Source organism: Mesorhizobium sp. W067 (assembly GCF_054719525.1).
In genome coordinates this window covers 2,135,562-2,160,625 of sequence record NZ_JBTTII010000001.1, presented here as the reverse complement: position 1 = coordinate 2,160,625, position 25,064 = coordinate 2,135,562, and the positions used below count along the sequence as shown (strand labels likewise).

The window sequence follows — 25,064 nt, the reverse complement described above, 5'->3', positions numbered from 1 at the left end:
TTTGCCCCGGTGATTTGACCGGGAATGACCTGACAGGCTGACAAAATGGCAAGCGGCATCAAGACCAAGAAGATCCTGCTGGTGTCCAGCGACCGGACCTTTGCGCAGGATACGCGCACCGCGTTCGCGGCCTCGGAGGTGATCCAGCTTTCGACCGTCGAGAAGAACATTACCGAACTGCGCGGCGAGGTCCAGGAAGCCGATTTCGGCGCGCTCATCGTCGACATGGATGCGGCAAAGCTGGAAGAGATCGAGTCGCTGCAGCGCATCATGCGCCGGCTTGAAGGCCGCGTTCCGGTGGTCGTCGTCACCCAGGAATTCAACGCAGCCGCAGTGCGTATCCTGGTGCAGCTCCAGGTCGCCGATTTCCTGGTCAAGCCGATCACCACCGCCGATCTGGTGCGGTCGGTCGTGCGCGCGCTGCAAGGGCCGGGGCGCGAGGAAAACACCGAGTCGCAGATCTATACCTTCATGCCGGCCGCCGGCGGCGTCGGCACCACGACGCTGGCGCTGCAGACCGCCTTCCAGCTGCATCATTCGGTGACGCGCGGCGCGTCGACCTGCGTGGTCGACCTCAATTTCCAGCAAGGCGCCTGCGCCGAATATCTCGACCTCGAGCCGCGCTTCGACATCACCGAAATCGAGAACCAGCCCGAGCGCCTCGACCGTCAGCTGCTGGATGTGATGCTGTCCAAGCATGCGAGCGGGCTCTGCGTGCTGGCGGCGCCAACGCATCCGTCGGAAATGCGCTCGTTCAAGACCGATGTCGTGGTGCGCATGCTCGATCTCGTCTCGGCCTATTTCGATAACGTCGTCATCGACATGCCGCGCACCTGGTTTCCGTGGACGGAGACGGTGCTGCTCGGCTCCAACAAGCTCTACATCGTCGCCGAAATGACGGTGCCATGCCTGCGCCACACGCAGCGGCTGATCCAGGCGGTCTACGAGACGGCCGGCAAGGAAGTGAAGCCGAACGTCATCGTCAATCGTTTCGAGCAGAAGATGTTCGACAACGGCATCAAGCAGGCGGATGTCCAGGAAATCCTGGGCGAGCATTTCGTCGGCGGCATCTCCAACAATTACCGGCTTGTGCGTGAAGCGGTCGACCGCGGCGTGCCGCTGCATGAGATCGACCCGAACGCCAATGTCGTCAACGATCTGAAGAGGATCATCCTGCCGGAAGAAGCCGTGGTGACGCCGGAGAAATCGCGCTCGCTGTTCGGCATCGGCAGGGGCCTCCTGAAGAGGAAAGCCGGATGACCAGCCGCTTCTCGACCCTGCAGAACCGTGACGTCCGCGCGCTGAAGCCGGCCGAGGCGGCGCCGGTCGCGCATCACGCCGTGGTCATCCCGACGAACCGAAAGGCCTTGCCGCCGAAGCCGGAGACAACACCGGGAAAAAGCGCCAACAAGGTGCTCGATGCCCGCGTGCGCATCCACCGGCTGCTGCTCGAGGAAATCAACCTGGTCGCGCTGGAGCGCCTGCCCAAGGATGAGATGCGCCGGCAGGTGCAGGAGTTCGTGTCGGAAAAGACCCGCCAGGAGCGTATGGCGATCAACACCGTCGAACTTGAAGCGCTGGTCGATGACATCGTCGATGAGATGGTCGGCCTCGGCCCGCTGGAACCGCTGCTCAAGGACCCCGACATCAACGACATCCTGATCAACGGCCACCAGAACTGCTTCGTCGAAAAACGGGGCAAGCTGCAGCAGGTCCATATCCCGTTCAAGGACGAGGCGCACCTGTTGCGCATCGTCAACAAGATCGTCGCCGCCGTCGGCCGCCGGGTCGACGAATCGCAGCCGATGGTCGATGCCCGCATGCTCGACGGCTCGCGCTTCAACGCCGCCATTCGCCCGGTCGCCGTCGACGGGCCGCTGGTGTCGATCCGCAAGTTTTCAAAGAACAAGCTCGGCCTGCACAAGCTGGTCGAGTTCGGCGCCATCACCCAGAACATGGCCGAGGTGCTGGCGGCTGCAGTCCACGCCCGCAAAACGACCATCATCTCGGGCGGTACCGGCACCGGCAAGACGACAATGCTCAACGCATTGTCAGCCTTTATTCCGGAAGACGAACGGTTGATCACCATCGAGGACGCGGCCGAACTGCAGCTGCAGCAGCCGCATGTCGCGCGCATGGAAACGCGCCCCGCCAACATCGAAGGTCATGGCGAGCTGAAGCAGCGCGACCTGGTCAAGAACGCGCTGCGCATGCGCCCTGACCGCGTCATCCTCGGCGAGTGCCGCGGCGAGGAGGCCTTCGACATGCTGCAGGCGATGAACACCGGCCATGAAGGCTCGATGGCGACCATCCACGCCAACACGCCGCGCGACGCCATTTCGCGCCTCGAGCAGATGCTGGGCATGACCGGCATGCCGATGACGGTGCAGTCGATCCGCAGCCAGATCGCCAGCGCGCTCGACCTTATCGTCCAGCTGACGCGACTGTCGGACGGCAAGCGCAAGGTGACCAGCGTCGCCGAGGTGACCGGCATGGAAGGCGACGTCATCCAGATGCAGGAGATATTCCGCTTCGTGCGCACCGGCATGGAAGCCGACGGCAAGATCCTCGGTCACTACGAGGCGACCGGCATTCGCCCGCGTTTCCTCGAGGACCTGCGCAATATGGGCATTGAATTCCCCGGCAAATATTTCGAACCCGGCCGGCCGCAGGAGTAGCCGGGTGTTCGAGAATTTCAGCCCGATCTATGTCGTCTATGCCGCGGCAGCGCTGACCGGCATCATGATCGCCGAAGGCTGCTATCTGCTCTATGCCGGCCGCAGCGACAAGCGCCTGGCTATCAACCGGCGCATGAAGCTGCAGGAAAACAAGATCAGCCAGGAACAGGTGCTGATCCAGCTGCGCAAGGAACGCGGCCTCGATTCCGGCACGTCATTCTTCTCGCCCGACCGTTTTCGCGCGCTGCGCACGCAGTCTGGCATGGTGATGCCCTTGCCGAAATTCCTGACGATGACGACGGGCGTGGCGCTGGCGATGATGCTCGTCGCGCTCTGGTACGGCCTGCCGCTGTTGCTCGCCATTTTGCTGTTTGTGGTGCTGAAAGCGCTGCTGCCGGTAATTGTGCTGCGTTCCAAGCGTGCCCGGCGGGTGAAGCGTTTCGGCGTGCAGTTGCCGGAGGCGCTGGAATTGATCACGCGCGGCTTGAAGGCCGGGCATCCGGTTCCGGTGGCGATCTCCATGGTGTCGCGCGAGATGCCCGATCCGATCGGCACCGAATTCGGCGTTATCTCCGACGAGGTGACTTATGGTTCCGACCTGGTTTCGGCGTTGAATTCACTGTTTGATCGCGTCGGCCAGGAGGATCTGCCGCTGTTCGTCACCGCGGTTTCCATCCAGACGAGTTCGGGCGGCAATCTGCGCGAGATCCTCGACGGGCTGTCGACGACGATCCGCGAACGCGGCAAGCTGCGCCGCAAGGTGCGCGCCATTTCGACCGAGGGTCGTATGTCGGCCTATATCCTGACGGCGGTGCCGGCGCTGCTGTTCGCCGCCATCATGGTGATGATGCCGCAATTTTATCAAAGCGTCTGGGATGTGCCGAAGACCTGGTATCTGCTGGGCGGTTCGGTGACATGGCTGATGCTGGGCAACATCATCATGTTCAAGATGTCGAACTTCCGGTTCTGAGATGGAGCAGGTGATCCAGTTTCTTGCCTCGCTGGCGCCGACGTCGCTGATGCCGGTAGCCGCGATGCTGCTGGCATTGGGCGGCAGCGCGGTGGCATGGCCGCTGGTGGTGGCCAAAGGCGACCGCAACGATCTCAAGCGCCGGCTCAAGATCGACGACAGCAAGACTCCCCAACAGGCCGAGGTGGCGCCGAAGAAGAACCAGAGCGTCGTGCGCGAGAAGGCGGTGAAGCGGGCGCAGGAATTCTACGCCAAGAGCGATCCGGAAAATGTCGCCCGGCTGCGTATGAAGCTGATCCAGGCGGGCTATATGGAGCCGCGCGCGGTCGGCACATTCTTCCTGATCCGCTTCGCCTGCCTGGTGGGCGCAGCGATCGGCGCGTTCCTGGTCAACCATTGGATGGGCAGCGTCGATTCCACCGCGACCAGCCGCTGGACCTTCATCATCCTGTCGGGAGCCGCCGGCTATTTCGTGCCCGGCCTGGTGCTCAGCCAGAAGGTGCGGGAAAAGATGCGCGAATACCGCAACGGCTTTCCCGACTTCATGGATTTGATGATCGTCTGCTCCGATGCCGGCATGAGCATGGAGGCCGGCATCGAGCGCGTCTCGAAGGAACTGGCCAAGACCTATCCGTCGCTGAGCCAGAACCTGCAGCTGGTGTCGCTGGAACTCAGGGCCGGCCGCAGCCTCGACGATGCATTGAAGGCGCTCGCCGACCGCCTCAGCCTGGACGAGGTGCGCTCCTTCGCCACGCTCTTGCAGCAGTCGAAGGAACTCGGCACCAGCCTCGCCGGGGCGCTGCGCGTGTTCTCCGACGAAATGCGCCACAAGCGCATGTCGTTGGCCGAGGAGAAGGCACATGCCTTGCCGGCCAAGATGTCGGTGCCGGTGGTGGTGTGCATCCTGCCGGTGGTGCTGATGATCGCCGTCATCCCGATCATCGTCAAAATGACGGCGGTTCAGTAGATACCAAGGCAGTAGATACCAAGGCAGTAGATACCAAGTGGCCGCCCGGCGGCTTTCTGCGGTTACTCACTTCAACTACGCTTCGCCTGGATGTCATATCCGGCCGGTTTGGCCGCTCTCCTTCGGCAAAATCCGCAAAAAGCAAAATGAGTGAGCCGTCCATGCGAATAGTCTTGTGCACCGCCTTCCTCGGCCTCGCCGCGGCCAGTCTGTCGCCGGCCTCGGCCGCGGCCGACGATTGCGGCGACGCTGCCGCTCTGGTGCAGCAGGCATATCCCAAGGCCCAAAAGAGTGCCGATGGCGCCTCCTTCACGCTCGAACCTCATACCAGCATCGCCCAGACGCTTTGGGATGGCGATACGCCATTCGGCGTGGTCTGCAAGATCTGGCCCGCCCATGACGACCTGTTGTTGGTCGCCGTGCCGCTGATCGACAGCTCCCAATCCAGCGACGACGGGCATGTCGGCGATGTCGAGCTTCTGGTCGTCGACAGGAAGACCCGGCAGGTGCGCCAGCGCCTGCTCCAACCCGGGCTGATGACCGATGATGCCGTCGGCATCCGCGGGATCGACTTCGATACCGGGCGCTACAGATTGGCGCCCGATGTCGGCGCCTTCGGCCTGCGCATCGACATGGCAAACCATTCGCAGCCGAATCCTTTCAGTGAAACCGACCTGCGGCTCTATGCCCTTGACGGCGGTGCTCTGCGCCTGGTGCTCGACGGCATCATCGTGGCCGGCTTTGGCGGCGAAGGCGACACCAATTGCGCAGGATCCTTTCAATCCAACCGGGTCAGCCTGGCGATGAGCCCGGCGAGACATCACGGCTATCACGACATCACAGTGTTCGAGCGGTTGGACACCGACAATCCGTCTGTCGACAAGAATGGCGAGTGCCAGTCCCATCCCGGCAGGTCCATGAAACGAACCTACCGGCTGCGCTACGACGGCAGGCGCTATCAGTTTCCGGCGGGGCTCAAGGCGCTGGAGCCGGAATAGGCTTCGGTTGGTTAATGGCTTCTGTGCCCGAAACCAAATTTTAGGCGCGTTTCCGCACTGAAGTTTAATCGCCCTGTTGTAGTCTGCTTCCTCAGAGAACGACCCGGTAAATCGGGCGATTGGGGCCAGGGGCATGCGTCACAGAAGTTTCACGGCAATGGCCGCGCTAGCGGCGGTCTTGATGGTCGGCGGCTGCACGACCGACAACGTCGACAAAACCAAGACCACATCGATCCAACCGGTGGCAAAAGACGTCAGCACCTCCGACCTTGCGCAAGGCAAGGCGCAGTTCCGCGAGGCCAATTACGGCCTTGCCGAACAGCATTTCCGCAAGGCTGTGGAACTGAAGGCCGACAGTGCCGAGGGATGGATGGGGCTTGCCGCCTCCTATGACGAACTCGGCCGCTTCGACTTCGCCGACCGCGCCTACGACCAGCTTTTGAAAGTTGCCGGGCGCAAGCCGCAGATTGTCAACAATATGGGCTATTCGCAGCTGCTGCGCGGCAACAAGAAGAAGGCGAGAGCGCTGCTCATGGAAGCAAGGGCCGGCATGGCCGACCCGAGCGTGGTGAACGCCAATCTGGCGCTGCTCAACAAGGGCTGAGACTAGGGACACTCGCGTGCCGAGCTTCGCGGGACGGCAGTCGACGCTTTGTAAACCCTGTCGGCAGGTTGCTTTGAAAACCGGCCGAAAACGGTATCTCCGGCCGGTTGCATGCCTATGATGCGCCACAAATCGAAGATCCCAAAGGTTGCCGCTCATCCATGCTGGATTTCAGTTCGCTATTGCTGGCGGCTGCGCTGTCGGGCACATGCCTGAGCGTCACCATGTTTGTGATCTGGTTCACGGCGCCGCGTGCACGCTTCGTGCTGACGGTTGCGTGCGGCATTCTCGTCCTTGTCGCCCACGTCATCGTCTTCTGGCGCTACACGAGGGAGCCCAGTCCGTTGCTTTGTCAGGCAGCGTTGGCGCTGCTCAGCCTCGGTTTCCTGGCGCTTTCACTTTCGGCCATGCAATATCTCGGTGTGCGCAATTACAGCCGCGCTGTCCTGCCGGCCATGTTCGCGATCGCTGTCTGCGCCGGCGTGACCTATCTCGGTTTCGATGGTGTCGGCTTCATCCTCACCTATACGACGGTAACAGTGCTGCTCGCCTCGATCGGGGTGATGTTCTGGATCAAGGGCGGTCAGGATCGCGGCATTCTGCTGGTCGTTTCGGCGCTAAGCGGCGTCTGCGGCGTATCCTTCGGGCTCTGCGGCGCCGTGCTTCTGGTCAAGGGCCAGTGGGTGCTCGGCGTCGCACCCGACAATTGGGCCGAGCGGTTGAATTCGGTCGTGGCGGTCGCCTGCATGACGGCTCTCGGCGCGCTGACGCTGTCGCTGCATCATCTGCAGGCACAGATAGAACTGAAGGCCGAGACCTTGACCGACCCGTTGACCGGTCTCATGAACCGGCGGGCTTTGAACTCGCTTTATGGCGAGCGCGTCTTCGGCTCATTCATGTCGGTCGCCATGTTCGATCTCGACCACTTCAAGCGGACCAACGACATCTATGGCCATCCCGTCGGCGACCGGGTGCTCTGCCGTTTCGCCGCAGTCATCAAGAAGTATGACAGGGTTGGCGTCGACGCCTTCCGGCTGGGCGGCGAGGAGTTCGCGTTGGTCATGTCTCGGATGACCGAAGACAAGGCCTACGATCTCGCCAGCAGGATCGGCGTCGCCTTCGGCACGGAAGTGGTGCCGACGCCGCGCGGGCCGTTGCGCAGCAGCGTCAGCGGCGGCATTGGCTTTGGCAAGGAAGACGGCAGCAGCCTGGATGAAGTGCTGGCCGAGGCCGACCGGGCGCTCTACGCGGCCAAGAACGCCGGGCGAAATCGCGTGCTTGTCCTCAACGGCAAAGCCGACGGACCGGCCCTGCGCTCAGCCTGACAGGCCAGAGTGTTATTCGGCGGCGCCGAGATATTCCGACAGCGGCGGGCAGGAGCAGACGAGGTTGCGGTCGCCGGCGACATTGTCGATGCGCGAGACCGGCGGCCAGTATTTGGCCGCTGTGTCGACATCGCCGGCGGGGTAGGCCGCTTCCAGCCGCGAATAGGGGTGGGTCCACTGGCCGGCAAGGGTTTCGGCCGCCGTGTGCGGGGCATTGACCAGCGGGTTGTCTTCGAGCGGCCATTCACCCTTCGCCACTTTCGCGGCCTCGCCGGCAATGGCGATCATCGCCTCGCAGAACCGGTCGAGCTCGCGCTTGGGCTCGGATTCGGTCGGCTCGACCATCAGCGTGCCGGCGACAGGGAACGACATGGTCGGCGCGTGAAAACCGTAGTCGATCAGCCGCTTGGCGATATCGTCGACGCTGATGCCGGCGCTCTCCTTGAGCACGCGCGTGTCGAGGATGCATTCATGCGCGATGCGATCGTGCCTGCCCTTGTAGAGAAGCGGGAAGTGCGGCGCGAGCCGCGTCGCCACATAGTTGGCCGAGATGATCGCCGTCTCCGTCGCCTGCTTCAGGCCGGCGGCCCCCATCATGCGGATGTACATCCAGGTGATCGGCAGGATGGAAGCGCTGCCGAACGGGGCAGCGGACACGGCATGCGCCGAGCCCTCCGTGACATGACCCGGCAGATAGGGTTTCAGATGCGCCCTGACGCCGATCGGACCGACGCCCGGACCGCCGCCGCCATGCGGGATGCAGAAGGTCTTGTGCAGGTTCATGTGGCAGACATCGGCGCCGATGTCGGCGGGCCGCGCCAGGGCGACCAGCGCGTTAAGGTTGGCGCCGTCGAAATAGACCTGGCCGCCATGTTCGTGGATGAGAGCGCACAGGTGGCGCGCGCCTTCCTCGTAGACGCCGTGCGTCGAGGGATAGGTGAACATCAGAGCTGCGAGATTGGTCGAATGCTCGTTGGCCTTGGCCCGCATATCGTCCATGTCGATATTGCCGTCCTCCAGGCAACGCACGACGACGACGCTCATGCCGGCCATCGCCGCACTCGCCGGATTGGTGCCATGCGCGGACTGGGGGATCAGGCAGATGGTGCGATGGCCTTCACCTCGCGCGCGATGATAGGCGCGGATGGCGAGCAGACCGGCATATTCGCCTTGGCTGCCGGCATTGGGCTGCAGGCTGACGGCGTCGAAGCCGGTGATCTCCGCCAGCCAGCCTTCCAGCTCGCCGACCATGGCGCGATAGCCGGCCGAATGGCTGGCCGGCGCGAAGGGATGGAGGTTGGCGACAACAGGCCAGCTGACCGGCATCATTTCGGCCGCCGCGTTGAGCTTCATGGTGCAGGAGCCCAGCGGGATCATGGTGCGGTCGAGCGCCAAATCCTTGTCGGCTAGCCTGCGCAGCAGGCGCATCATGTCGGTCTCGGAGTGGTTTTCGCGGAAAACCGGCTGGGTCAGAAACTCCTTGCCGCGCGGCTTGCCGGGCATCGCGCCGGCCTCAGTAGCGCCGGACTTGGCGCCGAACAGGGCGGCGATAGCCTCGAGATCCGCCTCGGTCGAGGTTTCGTCGAAGGCGATGCTGATGCGGTCGGCATCGATGACGCGCAGCAGCCGGCCACCTCTTTCAGCGGCAGCGGCGATCGAATCTGCCTTGCCCTTCACTTCGGCCGTCACCGTGTCGAAACGGCTTGAGCCGAGCACGGAAACACCGGCGGTTTTCAGGCCTGCTGCGAGGCGGTTGGCGAGCTCATGGATGCGCCCTGCGATCGCCTGCAAACCAGTGGGGCCGTGCCAGATCGCGTAGGCCGTCGCCATGTTAGCAAGCAGCGCCTGCGCGGTGCAGATGTTGGAGGTCGCCTTGTCACGGCGGATGTGCTGTTCGCGCGTCTGCAGGGCGAGGCGATAGCCGGGACGGCCCTTGCTGTCGATCGACTGGCCGACGAGGCGGCCGGGCATCAGCCGGGTCAGCTTGTCGGAGACGGCGCAATAGGCGGCGTGCGGGCCGCCAAAGCCCATCGGCACGCCAAAGCGCTGCATCGGGCCGACGGCGATGTCGGCGCCAAGCCTGGCCGGCGCTTCGGTCAGCGTGAGCGCAAGCGGATCGGCGATGAAGACGACCACGGCGCCCGTGGCGCGAGCCTTCTCGATCGCCGCCTTGTGGTCGCCATAGACGCCAAACGTGTCCGGCCAGGAGACCAGCAGGGCGGCGGTGTTGTCGTCGATGGTCTCGCCATCGATCTCGATGCCGAGCGGCTCGGCGCGGGTGCGCACGACGTCCAGCGTCTGCGGATGCGGCGTGCCGGCCAGCGCTACCTTGGTGCGCTTGTCGCGATGATGGCGCAGCGCGATGCCGACCGCTTCGGCCACCGCCGTCGCTTCGTCGAGCAGGGAAGCCGAGGCCACCGGCAGGCCGGTCAATTCGGTGACCAGGGTCTGGAAGTTGAACAGCATTTCCAGGCGGCCCTGGCTGATCTCGGCCTGGTAGGGCGTATAGGCGGTGTACCAGGCCGGGTTCTCGAACAGGTTGCGCTGGATGACCGGCGGCACGTGGACGCCGTGATAGCCGGCGCCGATGAAGCTCTTCAGCACCGTGTTTTTTGCCATGATCGCCGACAATTCGGCCAGCGCTTCGGCTTCGCTCGCCGGCGCGGGAAGGGTCAGCGGCAGATCGAGGCGGATCGACTGCGGCACAGCCTGGCTGATCAGCGTCTCGACAGAGGGAACGCCGATCACGGCAAGCATGGCTCTGACATCGTTTACATCAGGACCGATGTGGCGGGCCGAGAAGGGGGTAAGTGCTGCGCTCATGGCAATAGGTCCTGATATCAACCGATATGGGCTTTGTAGGCGGCCTCATCCATGAGGCCTGCGAGTTGGCCTTCGTCGGCGAGCTTCATCTTCCACAGCCAGCCGTCGCCGGTCGCAGCGGAGTTGACCAGCGACGGGTCCGAGGACAGCGCGCCGTTGGCGTCGGTGATCTCGCCGTCAACCGGCGCATAAACATCGGAGGCCGCCTTGACGGATTCGACGACCACGGCGGTATCGCCCTTGCTGAGCTTCGTGCCGATTTGAGGCAGTTCGACGAAGACGAGATCGCCAAGCTGTTCCTGCGCATAGTCGGTTATCCCGACGGTGGCGATGCCTCCCTCGACGCTCAGCCATTCGTGATCTTGTGTGAAATAGGTTTTTGCCATCGGAATTATCCTTTGCGGTAGCGATGAGGAGTGAAGGGCAAGGAACTGATATCGACCGGGATTTTCGTCCCGCGAACGTCGGCGAACAGTTTCGTGCCCGGCTTGGCCAAGGCCGTTGACACATAGCCCATGGCGACGGGATGGCCGGCCGACGGGCCGAAGCCGCCTGATGTCACGTAGCCGGCCGGATCGCCGTCGGCATCGAACAAAGCAGCGCCGGCGCGCACCGGCTGGCGGCCGTCCGGCTTCAGGCCGACGCGCTTTTGCGACGGCCCGCGCTCCAGGATGGACCGCAGCGCATCGGCGCCGATGAAGGACCCGCCGGCGCGGAGATCTTTGGGGATCGCCCACATCAGGCCGGCACTCGCCGGATCGATCTCCGGCGTGATGTCCTGGCCGTGCAGGCACAGGCCGGCCTCCAACCGCAGCGAGTCGCGGGCAGCAAGGCCGATCCACAACACACGCTCGTCCTCGAGCAGTTTCGTGACCAGAGCGCGCGCATCCGCCTCCGGCAGGCCGATCTCGAAGCCGTCCTCGCCGGTGTAGCCGGAGCGGCTCATGAACCAGTTTTGCTTCGGCTCGATGCCATGCATGAACAAGAGTGAGCCGGTCTCGATGCCGGCGCGGGACAAGGCAGCCCAGGCTTCCGGCCCCTGGATCGCCAGGAAGACGCGGTCGAGCGCATCGACTTTGACGTCGAAGTCCGCGGCCAGCGCACGCAAATGCTTCTCGTCCTCGACCGCATTCCCGGCGTTGGCGACCACCATGAAGCGCTCGGCGCCGAGCCGGGTGACGATCAGATCGTCGATGATCCCGGCGGCCTCGTTGAGGAAGAAACTATATTTGGACTGTGAAATCTCAAGCGCGCCGGCATCGAGCGGACTGGCGCGGTTGAGCAGTGCCGCAGCGCCCGGTCCGCTGACAGCGAACAGCTTCATATGCGAAATGTCGAACAGGCCGGCATGTTCGCGGGTGTGAAGGTGCTCCTTCATCACGCCGGCCGGATAGGTCAGCGGCATCGACCAGCCCGCAAAGGCGCCAAAGCGTGCGCCGGCGGCGGTGTGCAGATCTTCGAGAGGAAGGTGTTTGGTGTCGTCGCCCGTCATGTCATCTCCAGAGTCGCACGCAATCGGCCGCTGCTGGCGACCAGTCCGTGCCCCTCTGTCTGAAGCCTGAGAGACTCGCGCAACCGGAACTCTGTCGGCGACGCTTACACCTTCGGCGCGGGGGCAAGCCCCGACTTTCCAGAGTGTCTTTCCCGTCTACGGTTCTTTTGCCTGAGAGATTTCGGGCGATTTCCCCTTCGGCGGCAGCTCGCGCTGCTCTCTCCCGCAAACAGGTAGGACTCAAAACTTAAGCCCTCGACGCGCCATCCATAGCTTGTCGGCGACACCTTGTCACCTGCCAGCGACACGTAAAGCGCGTCGTCTTTACAGTCTTCGCTAACCACGCCGTTTGCCGGTTTTTCAAGACAATGGCGATATTCTGGGCTGACGGTTTGGCCGGCAATTGCGTTGGGCACGGCGGATGGGGATTGACAGATGGGCGAACGGATCGGGAGCGCGCCGGTGGCGGGGCTGGCCTCGAAGGACCGCATCACGGCGGAAGATGTCGTCATGCTGCGTCGCGAAGTGTTCGCCGACGGCGTGGTGACGCGCGGCGAGGCTGAAGCACTGTTCGCGCTCGATGCGACAGCGACGGACAAATGCCCGCAATGGCCTGAATTCTTCGTCGAGGCCGTTACCGACTACATCGTCCACCAGGAAAAGCCGGCAGGCTATATCTCTGAAGACAATGCCGGTTGGCTGATCCAGACCATCTCGCGCGACGGAATGGTCGACAGTGTGACCGAACTGGAGCTGCTGGTGCTGTGCTGGAAAGGGCGAAATCATCGCCCGGCCGGCTCTCCGCCTATGCGCTCGAGCAGGTCGCCAACGCGGTGGTCGACGGCAAGGGACCACTGATGCTCGGCGGCGCGCTGGTTCCCGGGCTGGTCGCCAAGGCAGAGGTCGATCTGTTGCGCCGCATTCTCCATGCCTATGGCGGCGACGGTAACATCGCCATCACACGGGTTGAGGCCGAGGTGCTGTTCCAGATCAACGAGCAGACCGCAGCGGCCCACAACGACCCGTCCTGGAACGACCTGTTCGTCAAGGCGCTCGCCAATTTCGTCATGTGTTCGGCCGGCTACGAAGCGCCGACGCGCGATGTGGCGCTGCGTCGTGACAGTTTCTTGGACCAGGTCGAGCCCGAAATTGGTGGCTTCTTCAGCCGCATGGTGTCGGGCGGACTGGCCGGCATCATGGAAGCCTATCGTTCGCCCGGCGATATCGAGGCCGAATGGGAGTCGAAGAACCGTGCCGCCGAGGCACTCGCGCGCCGCGCCGAGACGATCGACGCCAGCGAGGCGAAATGGCTGGCCGATCGCATCGGCACCGACCGCCCGCTGCGTGACAATGAACGCGCGCTGCTGACGCTGATCAAACTCGCCTCGCCGGAGATACATCCGGCGCTCAAGCCACTGCTCGACAAGGTTGCTTAAGCCGCGCCGTTTTCTGCGACCGTTTTGTAGAGGACGATATTGGAGTGTCTTCAGGCCAATCGCCAAGTTCGGCCACGCGCTCGAAACCGGCTTCCTCAGGCAAGCTCGGTTCGGTCGGAGTCAGATCGTGCTCGGTCAGAATGCGAGGCCATCAAATCCCGCCATACCAGTCATAGCCATTGTCTTCCCAATAGCCGCCGCGGCCGCCGCCGATATTGGCAAAACTGTCGACGAGCTCGATCTTGTAGAGATACTTCGGCATCTTGTAGCCGAGCTGTCGTTCGACGCGCACGCGCAGCGGCGCGCCGTTTTCGACCGGCAGCGGCTTGCCGTTGAGGCCGTAGGCGAGGATCGTCTGCGGGTGGCGGGCATCGATCAGGTGGATGGTGCCGTAATATTTGATTTCCCCGGAGAGGCTGCGATCGATCGTATCGAGGCAGTGGAACATGACATAGCGGGCCTGCGGCTTGACCACAGCCTGGTCGAGCACCAGCGACAGCGGGGTGCCGGTCCATTTGGCGATGCAGCTCCAGCCTTCGACACAGTCGTGGCGGGTGATCTGCGTGCGGCTCGGCATGTTCTCCAACTGCTCGCGGCTGAGCGACAGCGGCTTTTCGACCAGGCCCGTTACCTCCAGCCGCCAGTCGGCGAAATTGTTGGCGAGCAGGCCCTTGTAGGTGTCATCGTCGGGCGCGGTGACGCCGTTCGGCCGCTGCGGCTGGCGGATGTCGGCCTCGGTGAATTCCGGCGCCAGAGCATCGCGGCCGGCAAGCCAGCGTTGCGCGCGGTAGGTCAGGCCATTGGCGTTTTCGAGGAAACTGCGCAGGCCGTCGCCCATGCCGAGCTGGCTGTCGAAGGCATCGCAGCCCGACAACATGATGCCGGAAACGCCGAGGCCGGCGCCCGTCAGGAACTTTCGGCGGCTGATCTGGAATTTGGCCATCTCACGCACTCCTCTCGGTGTCGCCATGCCTTGGCGGATCGGTGCGGTACCAGCCGGTGATGATCGAGCGCAGTTCGTTGATCGGGCCGGCGGCGAGGATCATCATCATATGGACGATGAAAAAGCCGACCAGCAGCACCATCACCGTGAAATGGATGGTGCGCGCCGTCTGCCTTCCGCCGAGCAGTTCGTTGAGCCAGGGCAGCACCGAGTTCATGCTCGGCGACATGGCAAGGCCGGTGATGATCATGAGTGGCAACAGCACGAACAGCACGCCGCTATAGGCCATTTTCTGCAGCGTGTTGTATTCGCGTGTGTGGTGGAACCTGAGCTTGGCGTGCTCGATGATGTCCTGCGGCAGCCGCTTGAGATCGTCAAGGCGCGGCGCCAGATCGCGGCGCAGATGGCCGTTGACCAGGCTGGCGACCAGCCAGACGACCAAGGTGGTTGTCAGTATCCAGGCGAAGAAGAAATGCACGACGCGGGCGGTGCCGAGATCGTAATAGGACGGGATTGTCGCCCAGGACGGGAAGGCACGCGACGTTTGCTGCCCGGCCGGGCCCGACCAGCCGAGCACGCCTGTGGTGTCGAAGCGATGGCCGAAGATTTCGGTATAGCCGCGCGGGCCGGTGGCGGTGTTTTCGGCGCCGATGGCAAAGACGGTGTTGTTGTACTCGAAGCCGGATTGCTTGCCGATGTAGAGCTGCGGCCGGGCATTGAAGATCTGCAGGCCGGACAAAAGCATGAAGAACAGCGAGATCGCCCACAGCCAGTGCGTCAGGCGGGTCCAGCGCGATTGCCGGTAGATCAGCGTCGCATCCTTCGTTGAGGCGGCATCGACGCCTGCGCCGGGCTGACTCACGGTAATGGTTTCCATCTTTTCCTCGCCTCCGGCAGCGCGATCCTGGGATGGCCGCGCTCGTCCTTGTCCTCCCAATACGTCGCTATCGAAAGCGATGTTTCATGCGGTCACGTTTTTATTACGGGCACGGGTTTATCGCGGGCACGGATACTCAATTGCCGAGGCTCACCGCGAGATTGACGACGGCGGCGACGATGACGGCGTTGAAGAAGAACGACAGGATCGAATGGACAAGCACCACCCGGCGCATATGCGAGGTCGTGATCGCGGTGTCGGCGGTCTGCGCGGTCATGCCGATCACCGTCGCGAAATAGAGAAAGTCCCAACCGTCCGGCCGTTTGCTGCCGGGAAAATCGAGGCCGCCGACCGGCATTTTCTTCTTGGTTTCCGTATCCATCGCGTCGCCGTCCATCCAGTAGACATGCGCATAGTGGAGGGCGGCCATGGCATGGATGGTGAACCAGCCAAGCGGGATCGACAGCATGGCGAAGCCGAGTTCGATGGGGTCGCGATCCTTGTGATTGATCAAAAGGAACAGCAGGACGATGGCCATGGCGACGATGCCGAGCGTGATGGCAAAGATGCCCAGCACTGGGAGGTCCAGTTCGCGCGCGTTCTTGCTGAGATAGCGGCCGGACAGCAGCGGCATCTTGGCGATCACGAGCGCGATGAAGACGACGAAGAACGCATCGGCGGCAATCGAAATCGAATAAGCAAGCCGCGTGGAGAGGGGGAGCGATCCAATCAAAGGCAATACCGCGGCAAATACGACCAGACCGACGGCTAGCGACACAAAGAACTGCTTGTGCCGCTGCAAGGGGTTATTCGGCGATGTGTCGGCCATAGCCCGACCTCGGATGATGCTTCACGTCTGGTCGGGTGTGACGGATTTCAGAGCCCGCCGCAAGATACGGTCGAGCTCACCCAGGAAACGCGAGCGATCCTGTGGCGCAAAGCTGGCATTGTAGCCCTTGCTCTCGCCGGTTTCGCGCAGATGCTGCTTCAAATCGCGCATTGCAACCGCCATGCCGATGGTCTCCGGCGTGAACGGCCGGCCGGTTGGCCCAAGCACATGCGCGCCGAGCGCCACGGTGCGAGCGGCAAGCGGGATGTCGGCGGTGATCACGATGTCGTTGGGTTTTGCGTTCTCGACGATCCAATCGTCAGCGGCATCGGCGCTTTTAGAGACGACGACGTTGCGAATCATCGGATCGCGCGACGGACGCAGCCCGCCATTGGAGACGTAGGTGACGACCACGCCATGGCGCTCGGCGACCTTCTCGACCTCGGCTTTCACCGGGCAGGCGTCGGCGTCGACGTAGATGGCGGGTGCGGGCATTATCTCTCCAAAACGGACATGGGGCCGGCATGTTACCCGGCCCCATGCCAGAAATCTCGTACCGTCAGGCCGGCAGCGCGCCCGACTTCTTCGCCGTCCAGGTGGCTATGTAATCCATCAGGCCGGGGTTGAGACAGTCATAGGGTTCGAGGCCGATCGATTTCAACTGGCCGCGAATGCCGTCCATGCGCTTGGGGTCGACACCGGATTCGATGATCGACGAGACGAAAGCGGTGAAGCCCGGCGGTGACCAGCCGTCTTCCTCGAAGCGCTCGGGATGGATGAAGGACAGACCCTTGAACGGATGATCGCGCTCGACCGGGCCGTGCATGTGGACGCCGCAACCGGTGCAGGCATGGCGCTGGATCAATGCTGCCGGATCGACCACCTTCAGCTTGTCGCCATTCTCGGTGACGGTGACGTCGCCAGTGCCGGCTACGGCCACGACCGAGAACACCGCGCCGTCAGGCTTCCAGCATTTGGTGCAGCCGCAGGCATGGTTGTGGGCGATCTGGCCCTTGACCGTCACCTTCACCGGCTTGCTGGTGCAGGCGCAGACCAGCGTGCCGCCGGCAAAGCTTGCGCTCTCCTTTGGCAAGCCATTGTCGATTTTGGGATGCAGTTTCTCAGGCATTGTCTTCCTCCCTTGTTGAACCTGTGCAACTTCAGTCGCTGGCCCTTCGGTCGGCGGCTTGTTCTTCCTCCGTTTGGTGTGCGATCGGACGCAAAACCGGGCGCCACTTTTGCTGATCGCACTTAGTAAACGACGACGCTCCTGATCGACTTGCCCTCATGCATGAGATCAAAACCCTTGTTGATGTCCTCAAGCTTCAGCAAATGGGTGATCATCGGGTCGATCTGGATCTTGCCGTCCATGTACCAGTCGACGATTTTCGGCACGTCGGTGCGGCCGCGTGCGCCGCCAAAGGCGGTGCCCATCCAGGTGCGGCCGGTGACCAGCTGGAACGGCCGGGTCGAAATCTCCTGGCCGGCGCCGGCCACGCCGATGACGACCGACTTGCCCCAGCCGCGATGCGAGGCTTCCAGCGCCTGGCGCATCACCTTGGTGTTGCCGGTGCAGTCGAATGTGTAGTCGGCGCCGCCGATCTGGTCGGCGCCGCGCTTGGTCAAGTTGACGAGGTGAGGAACGATGTCGCCGTCGATCTCCTTCGGATTGACGAAATGCGTCATGCCGAAGCGCTCGCCCCATGCCTTCTTGTCGTTGTTGAGGTCGACACCGATGATCATGTCAGCGCCGGCGAGCTTCAGGCCCTGGATGACGTTGAGGCCGATGCCACCGAGACCAAAGACGACAGCAGTCGCGCCTTGCTCGACCTTCGCGGTGTTGATGACCGCGCCGATGCCGGTGGTGACGCCGCAACCAATGTAGCAGATTTTGTCGAAGGGCGCGTCCGGGTTGACCTTGGCGACGGCGATCTCGGGCAAAACGGTGAAATTGGAGAAGGTCGAGCAGCCCATATAGTGGAAGATCTTGTCCTTGCCGATCGAGAAGCGCGAGGAGCCATCGGGCATCAAGCCTTGGCCCTGCGTGGCGCGGATGGCGGTGCACAAATTGGTCTTGCGCGACAGGCAGGATGGGCACTGCCGGCATTCCGGCGTGTAGAGCGGGATGACGTGGTCGCCCTTCTTGACCGAGGTGACGCCCTTGCCGACATCGACGACAACGCCAGCGCCTTCATGGCCGAGGATTGCCGGAAACAGGCCTTCGGGATCGGCGCCCGACAGGGTGAACTCGTCGGTGTGGCAGATGCCGGTCGCCTTGATCTCGACCAGCACCTCGCCTTCGCGCGGTCCGTCGAGGTCGACCTCCATGATTTCCAACGGCTTTCCGGCGGCGACAGCGACAGCGGCGCGGGTTTTCATCAGGCAATTCCTCCCAAGGCGATTGGTCTTCAGGCTTTCAGGGTTTTTATACTGTTTCAACCCGATTTGGCGACCAAATATGGCGCAAATCTTGGCCCAGTCGTCGGCGGCCCCGGCTTTCGTCCCGCAACATCGGCTCGGCGTAGATTGCTGCACAGCGGCGCGGTGCTTGAGCCCGGCTGCCGAAGCCCATAAGAAGGACGAAAGACCCGAGGAAACGCCTTCGATGTTCACGAAAATCCTGATCGCCAATCGCGGCGAGATTGCTTGCCGCGTCATCAAGACTGCGCGCAAGATGGGGATTGCCACCGTAGCGGTCTATTCCGATGCCGATCGCGACGCCGTGCATGTCGAAATGGCCGACGAAGCCGTGCATATCGGGCCGTCGCCTGCCGCGCAGAGCTACCTCCTGCCCGAGAAGATTATCGCCGCCTGCAAAGAGACGGGCGCGCAGGCCGTGCATCCGGGTTATGGTTTTCTCTCCGAACGCGCCGCCTTCTGCGAGGCGCTGGAGGCCGAAGGCATTATCTTCATCGGTCCAAAACCCAAGGCAATCAAGGCGATGGGCGACAAGATCGAATCGAAGAAGTTCGCCAACGCGGCCAAGGTTTCGACCGTGCCAGGCTGGCTCGGCGTCATCGAAAACGGCGACCATGCCGAAACGATCGCCGGCGAGATCGGTTATCCCGTGATGATCAAGGCGTCGGCCGGCGGCGGCGGCAAGGGCATGCGCATCGCCTGGAGCCAGTCGGAAGTGCGCGACGGCTTTGACCGGGCGCGTTCGGAGGCCAAAAGCTCGTTCGGCGACGACCGCGTCTTCATCGAAAAGTTCGTCGTCGATCCGCGCCATATCGAAATCCAGGTGCTGGCTGACGCGCATGGCACCGCGCTCTATCTCGGCGAGCGCGAATGTTCGATCCAGCGCCGCAACCAGAAGGTCGCGGAGGAGGCGCCGTCGCCGTTCCTCGATGCCAAGACGCGCAAGGCGATGGGCGAACAGGCCGTGGCGTTGGCCAAGGCGGTCGACTATCAGAGCGCGGGCACCGTCGAGTTCATCGTCGACGCTGAAAAGAACTTCTATTTCCTTGAAATGAATACACGATTGCAGGTCGAGCATCCGGTGACGGAGCTCGTCACCGGCATCGATCTGGTCGAGCAGATGATCCGCATTGCCGCCGGCGAGAAGCTCGGCATCAAGCAGAGCGACGTCAAGCTGAACGGCTGGGCGGTGGAAAGCCGGCTCTATGCCGAGGATCCCTATCGCAATTTCCTGCCCTCGATCGGCCGGTTGACGCGCTACCGGCCGCCGGAGGAGGGCAAGTTCGGCGATGTCTTCATCCGCAACGACACCGGCGTCACCGAAGGCTCCGAGATTTCGATGTTCTATGATCCGATGGTGGCAAAACTCTGCACCTGGGCGCCCACGCGTATCGAGGCCATCGATGCCATGTCGGAAGCGCTGGACAGTTTCGTCGTCGACGGCATCGAGCACAACATCCCGTTCCTGGCGGCGCTGATGCAGCATCCGCGCTGGCGCGAGGGGCGGATATCGACGGGCTTCATCGCCGAGGAATATCCTGACGGCTTCGCGTCGATCGTGCCCAATGGCGATGAAAAGGCAGTGCTGGCGGCGATCGCCACCGCGGTCGAGCTTCTGCGCCGCGACCGGCTCGACCGGCTGGGCGGGCGGCTGGCGCCGCATTCGGGCGCACTCAAGCGCGATTGGGTGGTGAAGCTCGGCGACGACTATCTCCAGGCTTCGATCATCGAGGGCATGATCTCCATTCCGATGGAAATCGATCTGTCGGTCGATGGCGGCAAAGCGCTGACGGTGGCGTCCGACTGGCGGCCGGGCGACCTCATCTGGCGCGGCACTGTCGGTGCCCGCAAGGTCACGGCGCAGATCAGGCCGGCGCCGAACGGCCTGCGCATTGCCTGGAAAGGCATGTCGGTGAGGGCACGCGCCATGCTGCCGCGCACGGCGGAGCTGGAAAGGCTGATGCCGGAGAAGGTGGCGCCGGACACGTCCAAGATGCTGCTTTGCCCGATGCCGGGCCTGGTCGTGTCGATCGCGGTTGCCGAGGGGCAGGAGGTCAAGGCCGGCGAGACGCTGGCCGTGGTCGAGGCGATGAAGATGGAAAACGTGCTGCGCGCCGACCGCGATCTTGTCGTGTCGAAGCTCAACGCCAAGCCGGGTGACAGCCTGGCTGTCGATGCGGTGATCATGGAGTTCGCCTAGAGATTGTTTGGAAATTCTACTCCGGCGGCCATCTGAAGGTGGTTTCTGCGCTTCCCGTGCTCACGGACCAATGGCCGCTGCGCTCCGGTTCTCGAAACCACCATCATATGACTCGCCAGAGCGAATTTCGAACAATCTCTGAGCCGTGCGGCTGGGTACGGAAGCCTGTGGTCGGTGGTCAATTGTGCTGGACTGGCATCGCCCGGTCCGGGACAATACATCTCCATCGACTCAAAGCCCTTCGAGCAATTTGAAACATCATGGCGGATGACAAACTTCCACGCGATCCCCTGAGGCGCGAAGCAGCGCTCGCTGCTGCGCGCCCGGAGGCGCCGGCGCGGCCGTTCATCCATCTGCGCGTGCATTCAGCGTATTCGCTGCTCGAGGGCGCCTTGCAGGTCGCCGCTGTCGTCGCCCATGCCGTCAAGGACGAGTGCCCGGCAATCGCCGTCACCGACACCAACAATCTGTTCGGCGCGCTGGAATTTGCCCAGAAAGCGGTGAAAGAGGGCATCCAGCCGATCATCGGCTGCCAGATCGATCTCGCCTTTTCAGGCGAGACCAGTGACGCACAGCGCGACCGCCGCCGCCACGGGCCGGAGATGAACGCCGTGGTGCTGCTCGCCGCCACCGAGGTTGGCTATAGCAACCTGGTCAGGCTGGTCAGCCAGGTCTATCTGGAGACGCCGCCGGGCGAGCCCGTGCATCTGACGTCAGCAATGCTGGAAGGCCATAGCGATGGCCTGATCTGCCTCAGCGGCGGGCCGCGCGGCCCGATCGGCCGGGCTCTGAAGGAGGATCGCCGAGATCTTGCCGAGACGCGGCTTTTGGCACTCAAGGCGCTGTTCGGCGACCGGCTCTATGTCGAACTGGACCGTGTTTCCGGTTATGACCGCGCTATCGAGAAATCATCGGTCGACCTTGCCTATATCCATGATCTGCCGCTGGTCGCCACCAATGAGGCGTTCTTCGCCGCCCGCGACGACTATGAAGCGCATGACGCGCTGATCGCCATTGCCGAAGGGTCCGTCGTTGCCGCCGACAACCGCCGCCGCCTGACATCGGACAATTTCCTGCGCAGCCAGGCCGATATGGCGCGGCTGTTCGCCGACCTGCCGGAAGCGATCGACAACACCGTCGAGATCGCGCTGCGCTGTTCCTATTATCCCAAGACCCGCAATCCGATCCTGCCACGCTTTACCGGCGGCGATGTCGCCGACAATGAGGTGGCGCTGAAAGCGGAGGCCGATGAACTGCGCCGGCAGGCCCATGAAGGTCTCGACGCCCGGCTGGCGGCGCATGGACCCACCGCCGGCTACACGGTCGAACAATACCGCGAGCGGCTCGATTTCGAGCTCTCCATCATCGAGAAGATGAAATTTCCCGGTTACTTCCTGATCGTGGCCGACTTCATCAAATGGGCGAAGGCGCAAGGCATTCCGGTCGGGCCGGGCCGTGGTTCGGGCGCCGGATCGCTGGTCGCTTACTCCACCACCATCACCGATATCGATCCGCTGCGCTTCTCGCTGCTGTTCGAGCGCTTCCTCAATCCGGACCGCGTGTCGATGCCCGACTTCGACATCGACTTCTGCCAGGATCGGCGCGAAGAGGTCATCCGCTACGTCCAGCAGAAATATGGCCGCGACCAGGTGGGACAAATCATCACCTTCGGTACGCTGCAGGCGCGCGCGGTGCTGCGCGACGTCGGCCGCGTGCTGCAAATGCCTTACGGCCAAGTCGACAAGCTCTCCAAAATGGTGCCGCAGAACCCGGCCAATCCGGTCAAGCTGGCGGATGCCATCGCCAACGAGCCGCGCTTTGCCGAGGAGGCCGAGAAGGAGCCGATCGTGCAGACGCTGCTCGATATGGCGCAAAAGCTGGAAGGGCTCTACCGCCACGCTTCGACGCACGCCGCCGGCATCGTCATCGGCGACCGGCCCTTGTCGGAACTGGTGCCGATGTACCGCGATCCGCGCTCCGACATGCCGGTCACCCAGTTCAACATGAAATATGTCGAGCAGGCCGGGCTCGTAAAATTCGACTTCCTCGGCCTGAAGACGCTGACGGTGCTGGAGACGGCGGTGAAGCTGATCCGCCGGCGCGGCATCGAGATCGACCTGGCGACGATCCCGCTCGACGATCCTGAAACCTACGCCATGCTGTCGCGCGGCGAAGTGGTCGGTGTGTTCCAGGTGGAAAGTGCCGGCATGCGCAAGGCGCTGATCGGCATGCGGCCCGACTGCATCGAGGACATCATCGCGCTGGTGGCGCTCTACCGTCCCGGCCCGATGGAGAACATCCCGACCTACAACGCCAGAAAGCATGGCGAAGAGGAGATGGCATCGATCCATCCCAAGATCGACCATCTGGTGAAGGAGACGCAAGGCGTCATCGTCTACCAGGAACAGGTGATGCAGATCGCGCAGGAACTGTCGGGCTATTCGCTCGGCGAAGCCGATCTGCTGCGTCGCGCGATGGGCAAGAAGATCCGCGCCGAAATGGACAAGCAGCGCGAGCGTTTCGTCACCGGTGCGGTCGAACGCGGCGTCGGCAAGCCGCAGGCCGACTTCATCTTCGACCTTCTGGCCAAGTTCGCCGACTACGGCTTCAACAAATCGCACGCGGCCGCCTACGCCGTCGTGTCCTACCAGACCGCCTATCTCAAGGCGCATTACCCCGTCGAGTTCCTGGCGGCGTCGATGACGCTCGACATGGGCAATACCGACAAACTCGCCGATTTCCGCCAGGATGCGCTGCGTCTCGGCATCGAGGTGGTGGCGCCGTCGGTGATGACCAGCTTCCGCAATTTCGAGGTCGGCGAGAACCGCATTTACTATTCGCTGGCGGCCCTCAAGGGCGTCGGCGACGCTGCGGTCGAGCACATCGTCGCCATGCGCGGCGAAAAGCCGTTCAAGAATCTCGCCGATTTCTGTGAAAGGGTCGATCCCAAGATCGTCGGCAAGCGCGTCTTCGAAAGCCTGATCATGGCCGGCGCGCTCGACTGCTTCGGCCACGACCGCGCCCAGATGATGGCCGGCGTCGAACGGATGATGGGGCTGGCTTCGCTGGCGCAGCAGAATGCCATTTCGGGCCAGCACGACATTTTCGGCGCGTCGCTCGGCGCGCAGCAGCAGGCGCTCAATTTGCCGCAGACCGATCCGTGGCTTGCCGCCGACCGGCTGCACCGTGAATTCCAGGTCGTCGGCTTCTATCTTTCGGCGCATCCGCTCGACGAGTACAAGGCGGCCCTGCAGAAGATGCGCGTGCAGAACTGGGGCGAGTTCTCGGCTGCGGTCAAACGCGGTGCCGCCGCGGGCCGGCTCGCCGGCACCGTCACCACCAAGCAGGAGCGCAAGACCCGAACCGGCAACAAGATGGGCGTCATCGCCTTTTCCGACACATCTGGCCAATATGAAGCCGTGCTGTTTTCGGAAGGGTTGGCGCAGTATCGCGATCTGCTCGAGCCCGGACGTTCGGTGGTGATCACCGTTTCGGCCGAGGATAGGCCCGAAGGGGTCAATCTGCGCATCCAGACGGTGCAGTCGCTGGAGGATGAGGCCAGCCGTATCCAGAAGGCGCTGCGCATCTTCGTTCGAAATGACGGGCCTGCGTCGGCGATTCAATCGCAGCTTACCCAGCGTGGGGAAAGTCAGGTAAGCATTATCGTCATCAAAGAAGAGGCGCAGGGCGAGATCGAGATCGAATTGCCCAACCGCTACCGCATCTCGCCGCAGATCGCGTCGGCCATGCGCGCGGTGCCGGGTGTGGTCGAAGTCGAGCTCGTCTAGGCTGCGCTGATATACACGGCAATCGCATCGACGTCGGCCAGTGCATGACGGCATAAAGATGCTCTGGGCCTGACATTGCAGCCGATAGGGCCAGCGTGCGGGGCGTGGTTGACCTGACCTTCCTTTGAACCACATGCGTTGAGCAGAAACTTCAAAGGAACGCACAATCATGCCCAGCCGCGAACGCGTCGAAGCCTTCCTCAAGGAGGTGGTCGAAGGCAGCCACGTCAAAGCGATCGCCGACTTCTACCATGACGATGCCACCATGCAGGAAAATCTCGGCGTCCCGCGGCGCGGCAAGGAAACACTGATGGCGCATGAGCAGGCAGCACTCGATCGGATCGAGAAGATGCACACCCATCCTGTCCAGACATTCCTGGTCGATGGCGACAATGTCGCCATCCGCTGGACCTTCGACCGTGTCGACAAGGCCGGCACCGTGCGCCGGCTGGAAGAGGTGGCCCTGCAGCGCTGGCGTGGTGACCGGATTGCGGAGGAGCGGTTCGTCTACGACACCGCCTCGGCCTGGCGCCTCGTCGGGCCGGACGGCAAGGTGGTGGAGGGGTGACGATCACCGGGTCAGATCATGATGAGATTTGGTTGAAATCTCATCATGATCTAACCCTTTGTTGGAGCATGATCTTTTCCAAAAACCGGCACCCACTTTTTGGGATCATGCTCTAGACGGCCCCGGCTGGGACAGTTACGCACTTGGT

Annotated in this window: 19 protein-coding genes, 1 pseudogene and 1 riboswitch; of the genes and pseudogenes, 11 read left to right on the top strand and 9 right to left on the bottom strand. The window is 62.9% G+C overall.

Annotation, left to right across the window (positions count from 1 at the left end; all coding sequences use genetic code 11):
* The first annotated feature begins 45 nt into the window (after nt 1-45).
* The 7 genes from ACYG97_RS10735 to ACYG97_RS10705 all read left to right on the top strand — a co-directional run bounded on the left by ACYG97_RS10735 (nt 46) and on the right by ACYG97_RS10705 (nt 7,542).
* Nucleotides 46-1,260, top strand: coding sequence for an AAA family ATPase (locus ACYG97_RS10735; RefSeq protein WP_023667601.1), 1,215 nt, complete (start codon nt 46-48; stop codon nt 1,258-1,260).
* Entirely contained in the window at nt 1,257-2,678 is a 1,422-nt protein-coding gene (locus ACYG97_RS10730) for a CpaF family protein (RefSeq protein WP_023667600.1), read from the top strand. The genes ACYG97_RS10735 and ACYG97_RS10730 overlap by 4 nt, the downstream gene beginning before the upstream one ends.
* 4 nt (nt 2,679-2,682) lie before the next feature.
* On the top strand, nt 2,683-3,648 hold the full coding sequence (locus ACYG97_RS10725; RefSeq protein WP_023734469.1) for a type II secretion system F family protein: 966 nt from the start codon (nt 2,683-2,685) through the stop codon (nt 3,646-3,648).
* Nucleotide 3,649: 1 nt separating this feature from the next.
* A complete protein-coding gene (locus ACYG97_RS10720) occupies nt 3,650-4,615 on the top strand; it encodes a type II secretion system F family protein (protein WP_023688293.1) in 966 nt (321 codons plus the stop codon).
* On the top strand, nt 4,546-5,613 hold the full coding sequence (locus ACYG97_RS10715) for a PA3715 family protein (protein ID WP_245260876.1): 1,068 nt from the start codon (nt 4,546-4,548) through the stop codon (nt 5,611-5,613). Before ACYG97_RS10720 ends, ACYG97_RS10715 begins: the two co-directional genes overlap by 70 nt.
* A gap of 133 nt (nt 5,614-5,746) precedes the next feature.
* On the top strand, nt 5,747-6,217 hold the full coding sequence (locus tag ACYG97_RS10710; RefSeq protein ID WP_023688294.1) for a hypothetical protein: 471 nt from the start codon (nt 5,747-5,749) through the stop codon (nt 6,215-6,217).
* A 161-nt stretch (nt 6,218-6,378) separates the two neighbouring features.
* Nucleotides 6,379-7,542: a GGDEF domain-containing protein gene (locus tag ACYG97_RS10705; protein ID WP_023734467.1), complete on the top strand. Its 1,164-nt coding sequence runs from the start codon at nt 6,379-6,381 to the stop codon at nt 7,540-7,542.
* 12 nt (nt 7,543-7,554) lie between these two features.
* On the opposite strand, the gene gcvP is transcribed toward ACYG97_RS10705, so the two are convergent.
* Genes gcvP through gcvT form a run of 3 tightly spaced genes read right to left on the bottom strand, consistent with a single transcriptional unit; the run spans nt 7,555 to nt 11,857 of the window.
* Complete coding sequence (gene gcvP, locus ACYG97_RS10700; RefSeq protein WP_023734466.1) at nt 7,555-10,365, bottom strand: aminomethyl-transferring glycine dehydrogenase; 2,811 nt, start codon at nt 10,363-10,365, stop codon at nt 7,555-7,557.
* Between the two features lie 17 nt (nt 10,366-10,382).
* Nucleotides 10,383-10,751 (bottom strand): glycine cleavage system protein GcvH, encoded by a 369-nt coding sequence (gene gcvH, locus ACYG97_RS10695; RefSeq protein ID WP_023688297.1) that lies wholly within the window; start codon nt 10,749-10,751, stop codon nt 10,383-10,385.
* Between the two features lie 5 nt (nt 10,752-10,756).
* Nucleotides 10,757-11,857 carry a glycine cleavage system aminomethyltransferase GcvT gene (gene gcvT / locus ACYG97_RS10690; protein ID WP_023691145.1) on the bottom strand — a complete coding sequence of 367 codons (1,101 nt, stop codon included), beginning with the start codon at nt 11,855-11,857 and terminating at the stop codon, nt 10,757-10,759.
* Nucleotides 11,858-12,006: 149 nt separating this feature from the next.
* A riboswitch (glycine riboswitch) is annotated at nt 12,007-12,093 on the bottom strand.
* 199 nt (nt 12,094-12,292) lie between these two features.
* Here gcvT and ACYG97_RS10685 point away from each other — a divergent pair.
* Nucleotides 12,293-13,293, top strand: a pseudogene (locus tag ACYG97_RS10685) (hypothetical protein).
* Between the two features lie 151 nt (nt 13,294-13,444).
* Here the strand turns inward: ACYG97_RS10685 and ACYG97_RS10680 are convergent.
* From ACYG97_RS10680 to ACYG97_RS10655, 6 genes are all read right to left on the bottom strand, one after another.
* The gene (locus ACYG97_RS10680) at nt 13,445-14,236 is read right to left on the bottom strand and encodes a molybdopterin-binding protein (RefSeq protein WP_023734465.1); all 792 of its coding nucleotides are present in this window, start codon (nt 14,234-14,236) and stop codon (nt 13,445-13,447) included.
* A 1-nt stretch (nt 14,237) separates the two neighbouring features.
* A complete protein-coding gene (locus ACYG97_RS10675) occupies nt 14,238-15,113 on the bottom strand; it encodes a cytochrome b/b6 domain-containing protein (protein WP_023734464.1) in 876 nt (291 codons plus the stop codon).
* 136 nt (nt 15,114-15,249) lie between these two features.
* Nucleotides 15,250-15,942, bottom strand: a complete 693-nt coding sequence (locus ACYG97_RS10670) for a DUF1345 domain-containing protein (RefSeq protein ID WP_023734463.1) — start codon at nt 15,940-15,942, stop codon at nt 15,250-15,252.
* Between the two features lie 21 nt (nt 15,943-15,963).
* Entirely contained in the window at nt 15,964-16,437 is a 474-nt protein-coding gene (locus ACYG97_RS10665) for a YaiI/YqxD family protein (RefSeq protein WP_023695438.1), read from the bottom strand.
* A gap of 64 nt (nt 16,438-16,501) precedes the next feature.
* Nucleotides 16,502-17,071, bottom strand: a complete 570-nt coding sequence (gene gfa, locus ACYG97_RS10660; protein WP_023691150.1) for an S-(hydroxymethyl)glutathione synthase — start codon at nt 17,069-17,071, stop codon at nt 16,502-16,504.
* Between the two features lie 122 nt (nt 17,072-17,193).
* Nucleotides 17,194-18,321 (bottom strand): S-(hydroxymethyl)glutathione dehydrogenase/class III alcohol dehydrogenase, encoded by a 1,128-nt coding sequence (locus ACYG97_RS10655; protein WP_023681583.1) that lies wholly within the window; start codon nt 18,319-18,321, stop codon nt 17,194-17,196.
* A 226-nt stretch (nt 18,322-18,547) separates the two neighbouring features.
* Here ACYG97_RS10655 and ACYG97_RS10650 point away from each other — a divergent pair, with 226 nt between their 5' ends.
* The 3 genes from ACYG97_RS10650 to ACYG97_RS10640 all read left to right on the top strand — a co-directional run bounded on the left by ACYG97_RS10650 (nt 18,548) and on the right by ACYG97_RS10640 (nt 24,916).
* Nucleotides 18,548-20,560, top strand: coding sequence for an acetyl-CoA carboxylase biotin carboxylase subunit (locus ACYG97_RS10650; RefSeq protein WP_023734462.1), 2,013 nt, complete (start codon nt 18,548-18,550; stop codon nt 20,558-20,560).
* 260 nt (nt 20,561-20,820) lie between these two features.
* Nucleotides 20,821-24,348 (top strand): DNA polymerase III subunit alpha, encoded by a 3,528-nt coding sequence (gene dnaE / locus ACYG97_RS10645; protein ID WP_023710635.1) that lies wholly within the window; start codon nt 20,821-20,823, stop codon nt 24,346-24,348.
* A 169-nt stretch (nt 24,349-24,517) separates the two neighbouring features.
* Nucleotides 24,518-24,916, top strand: a complete 399-nt coding sequence (locus ACYG97_RS10640) for a nuclear transport factor 2 family protein (RefSeq protein ID WP_023667583.1) — start codon at nt 24,518-24,520, stop codon at nt 24,914-24,916.
* Nucleotides 24,917-25,064 lie beyond the last annotated feature (148 nt).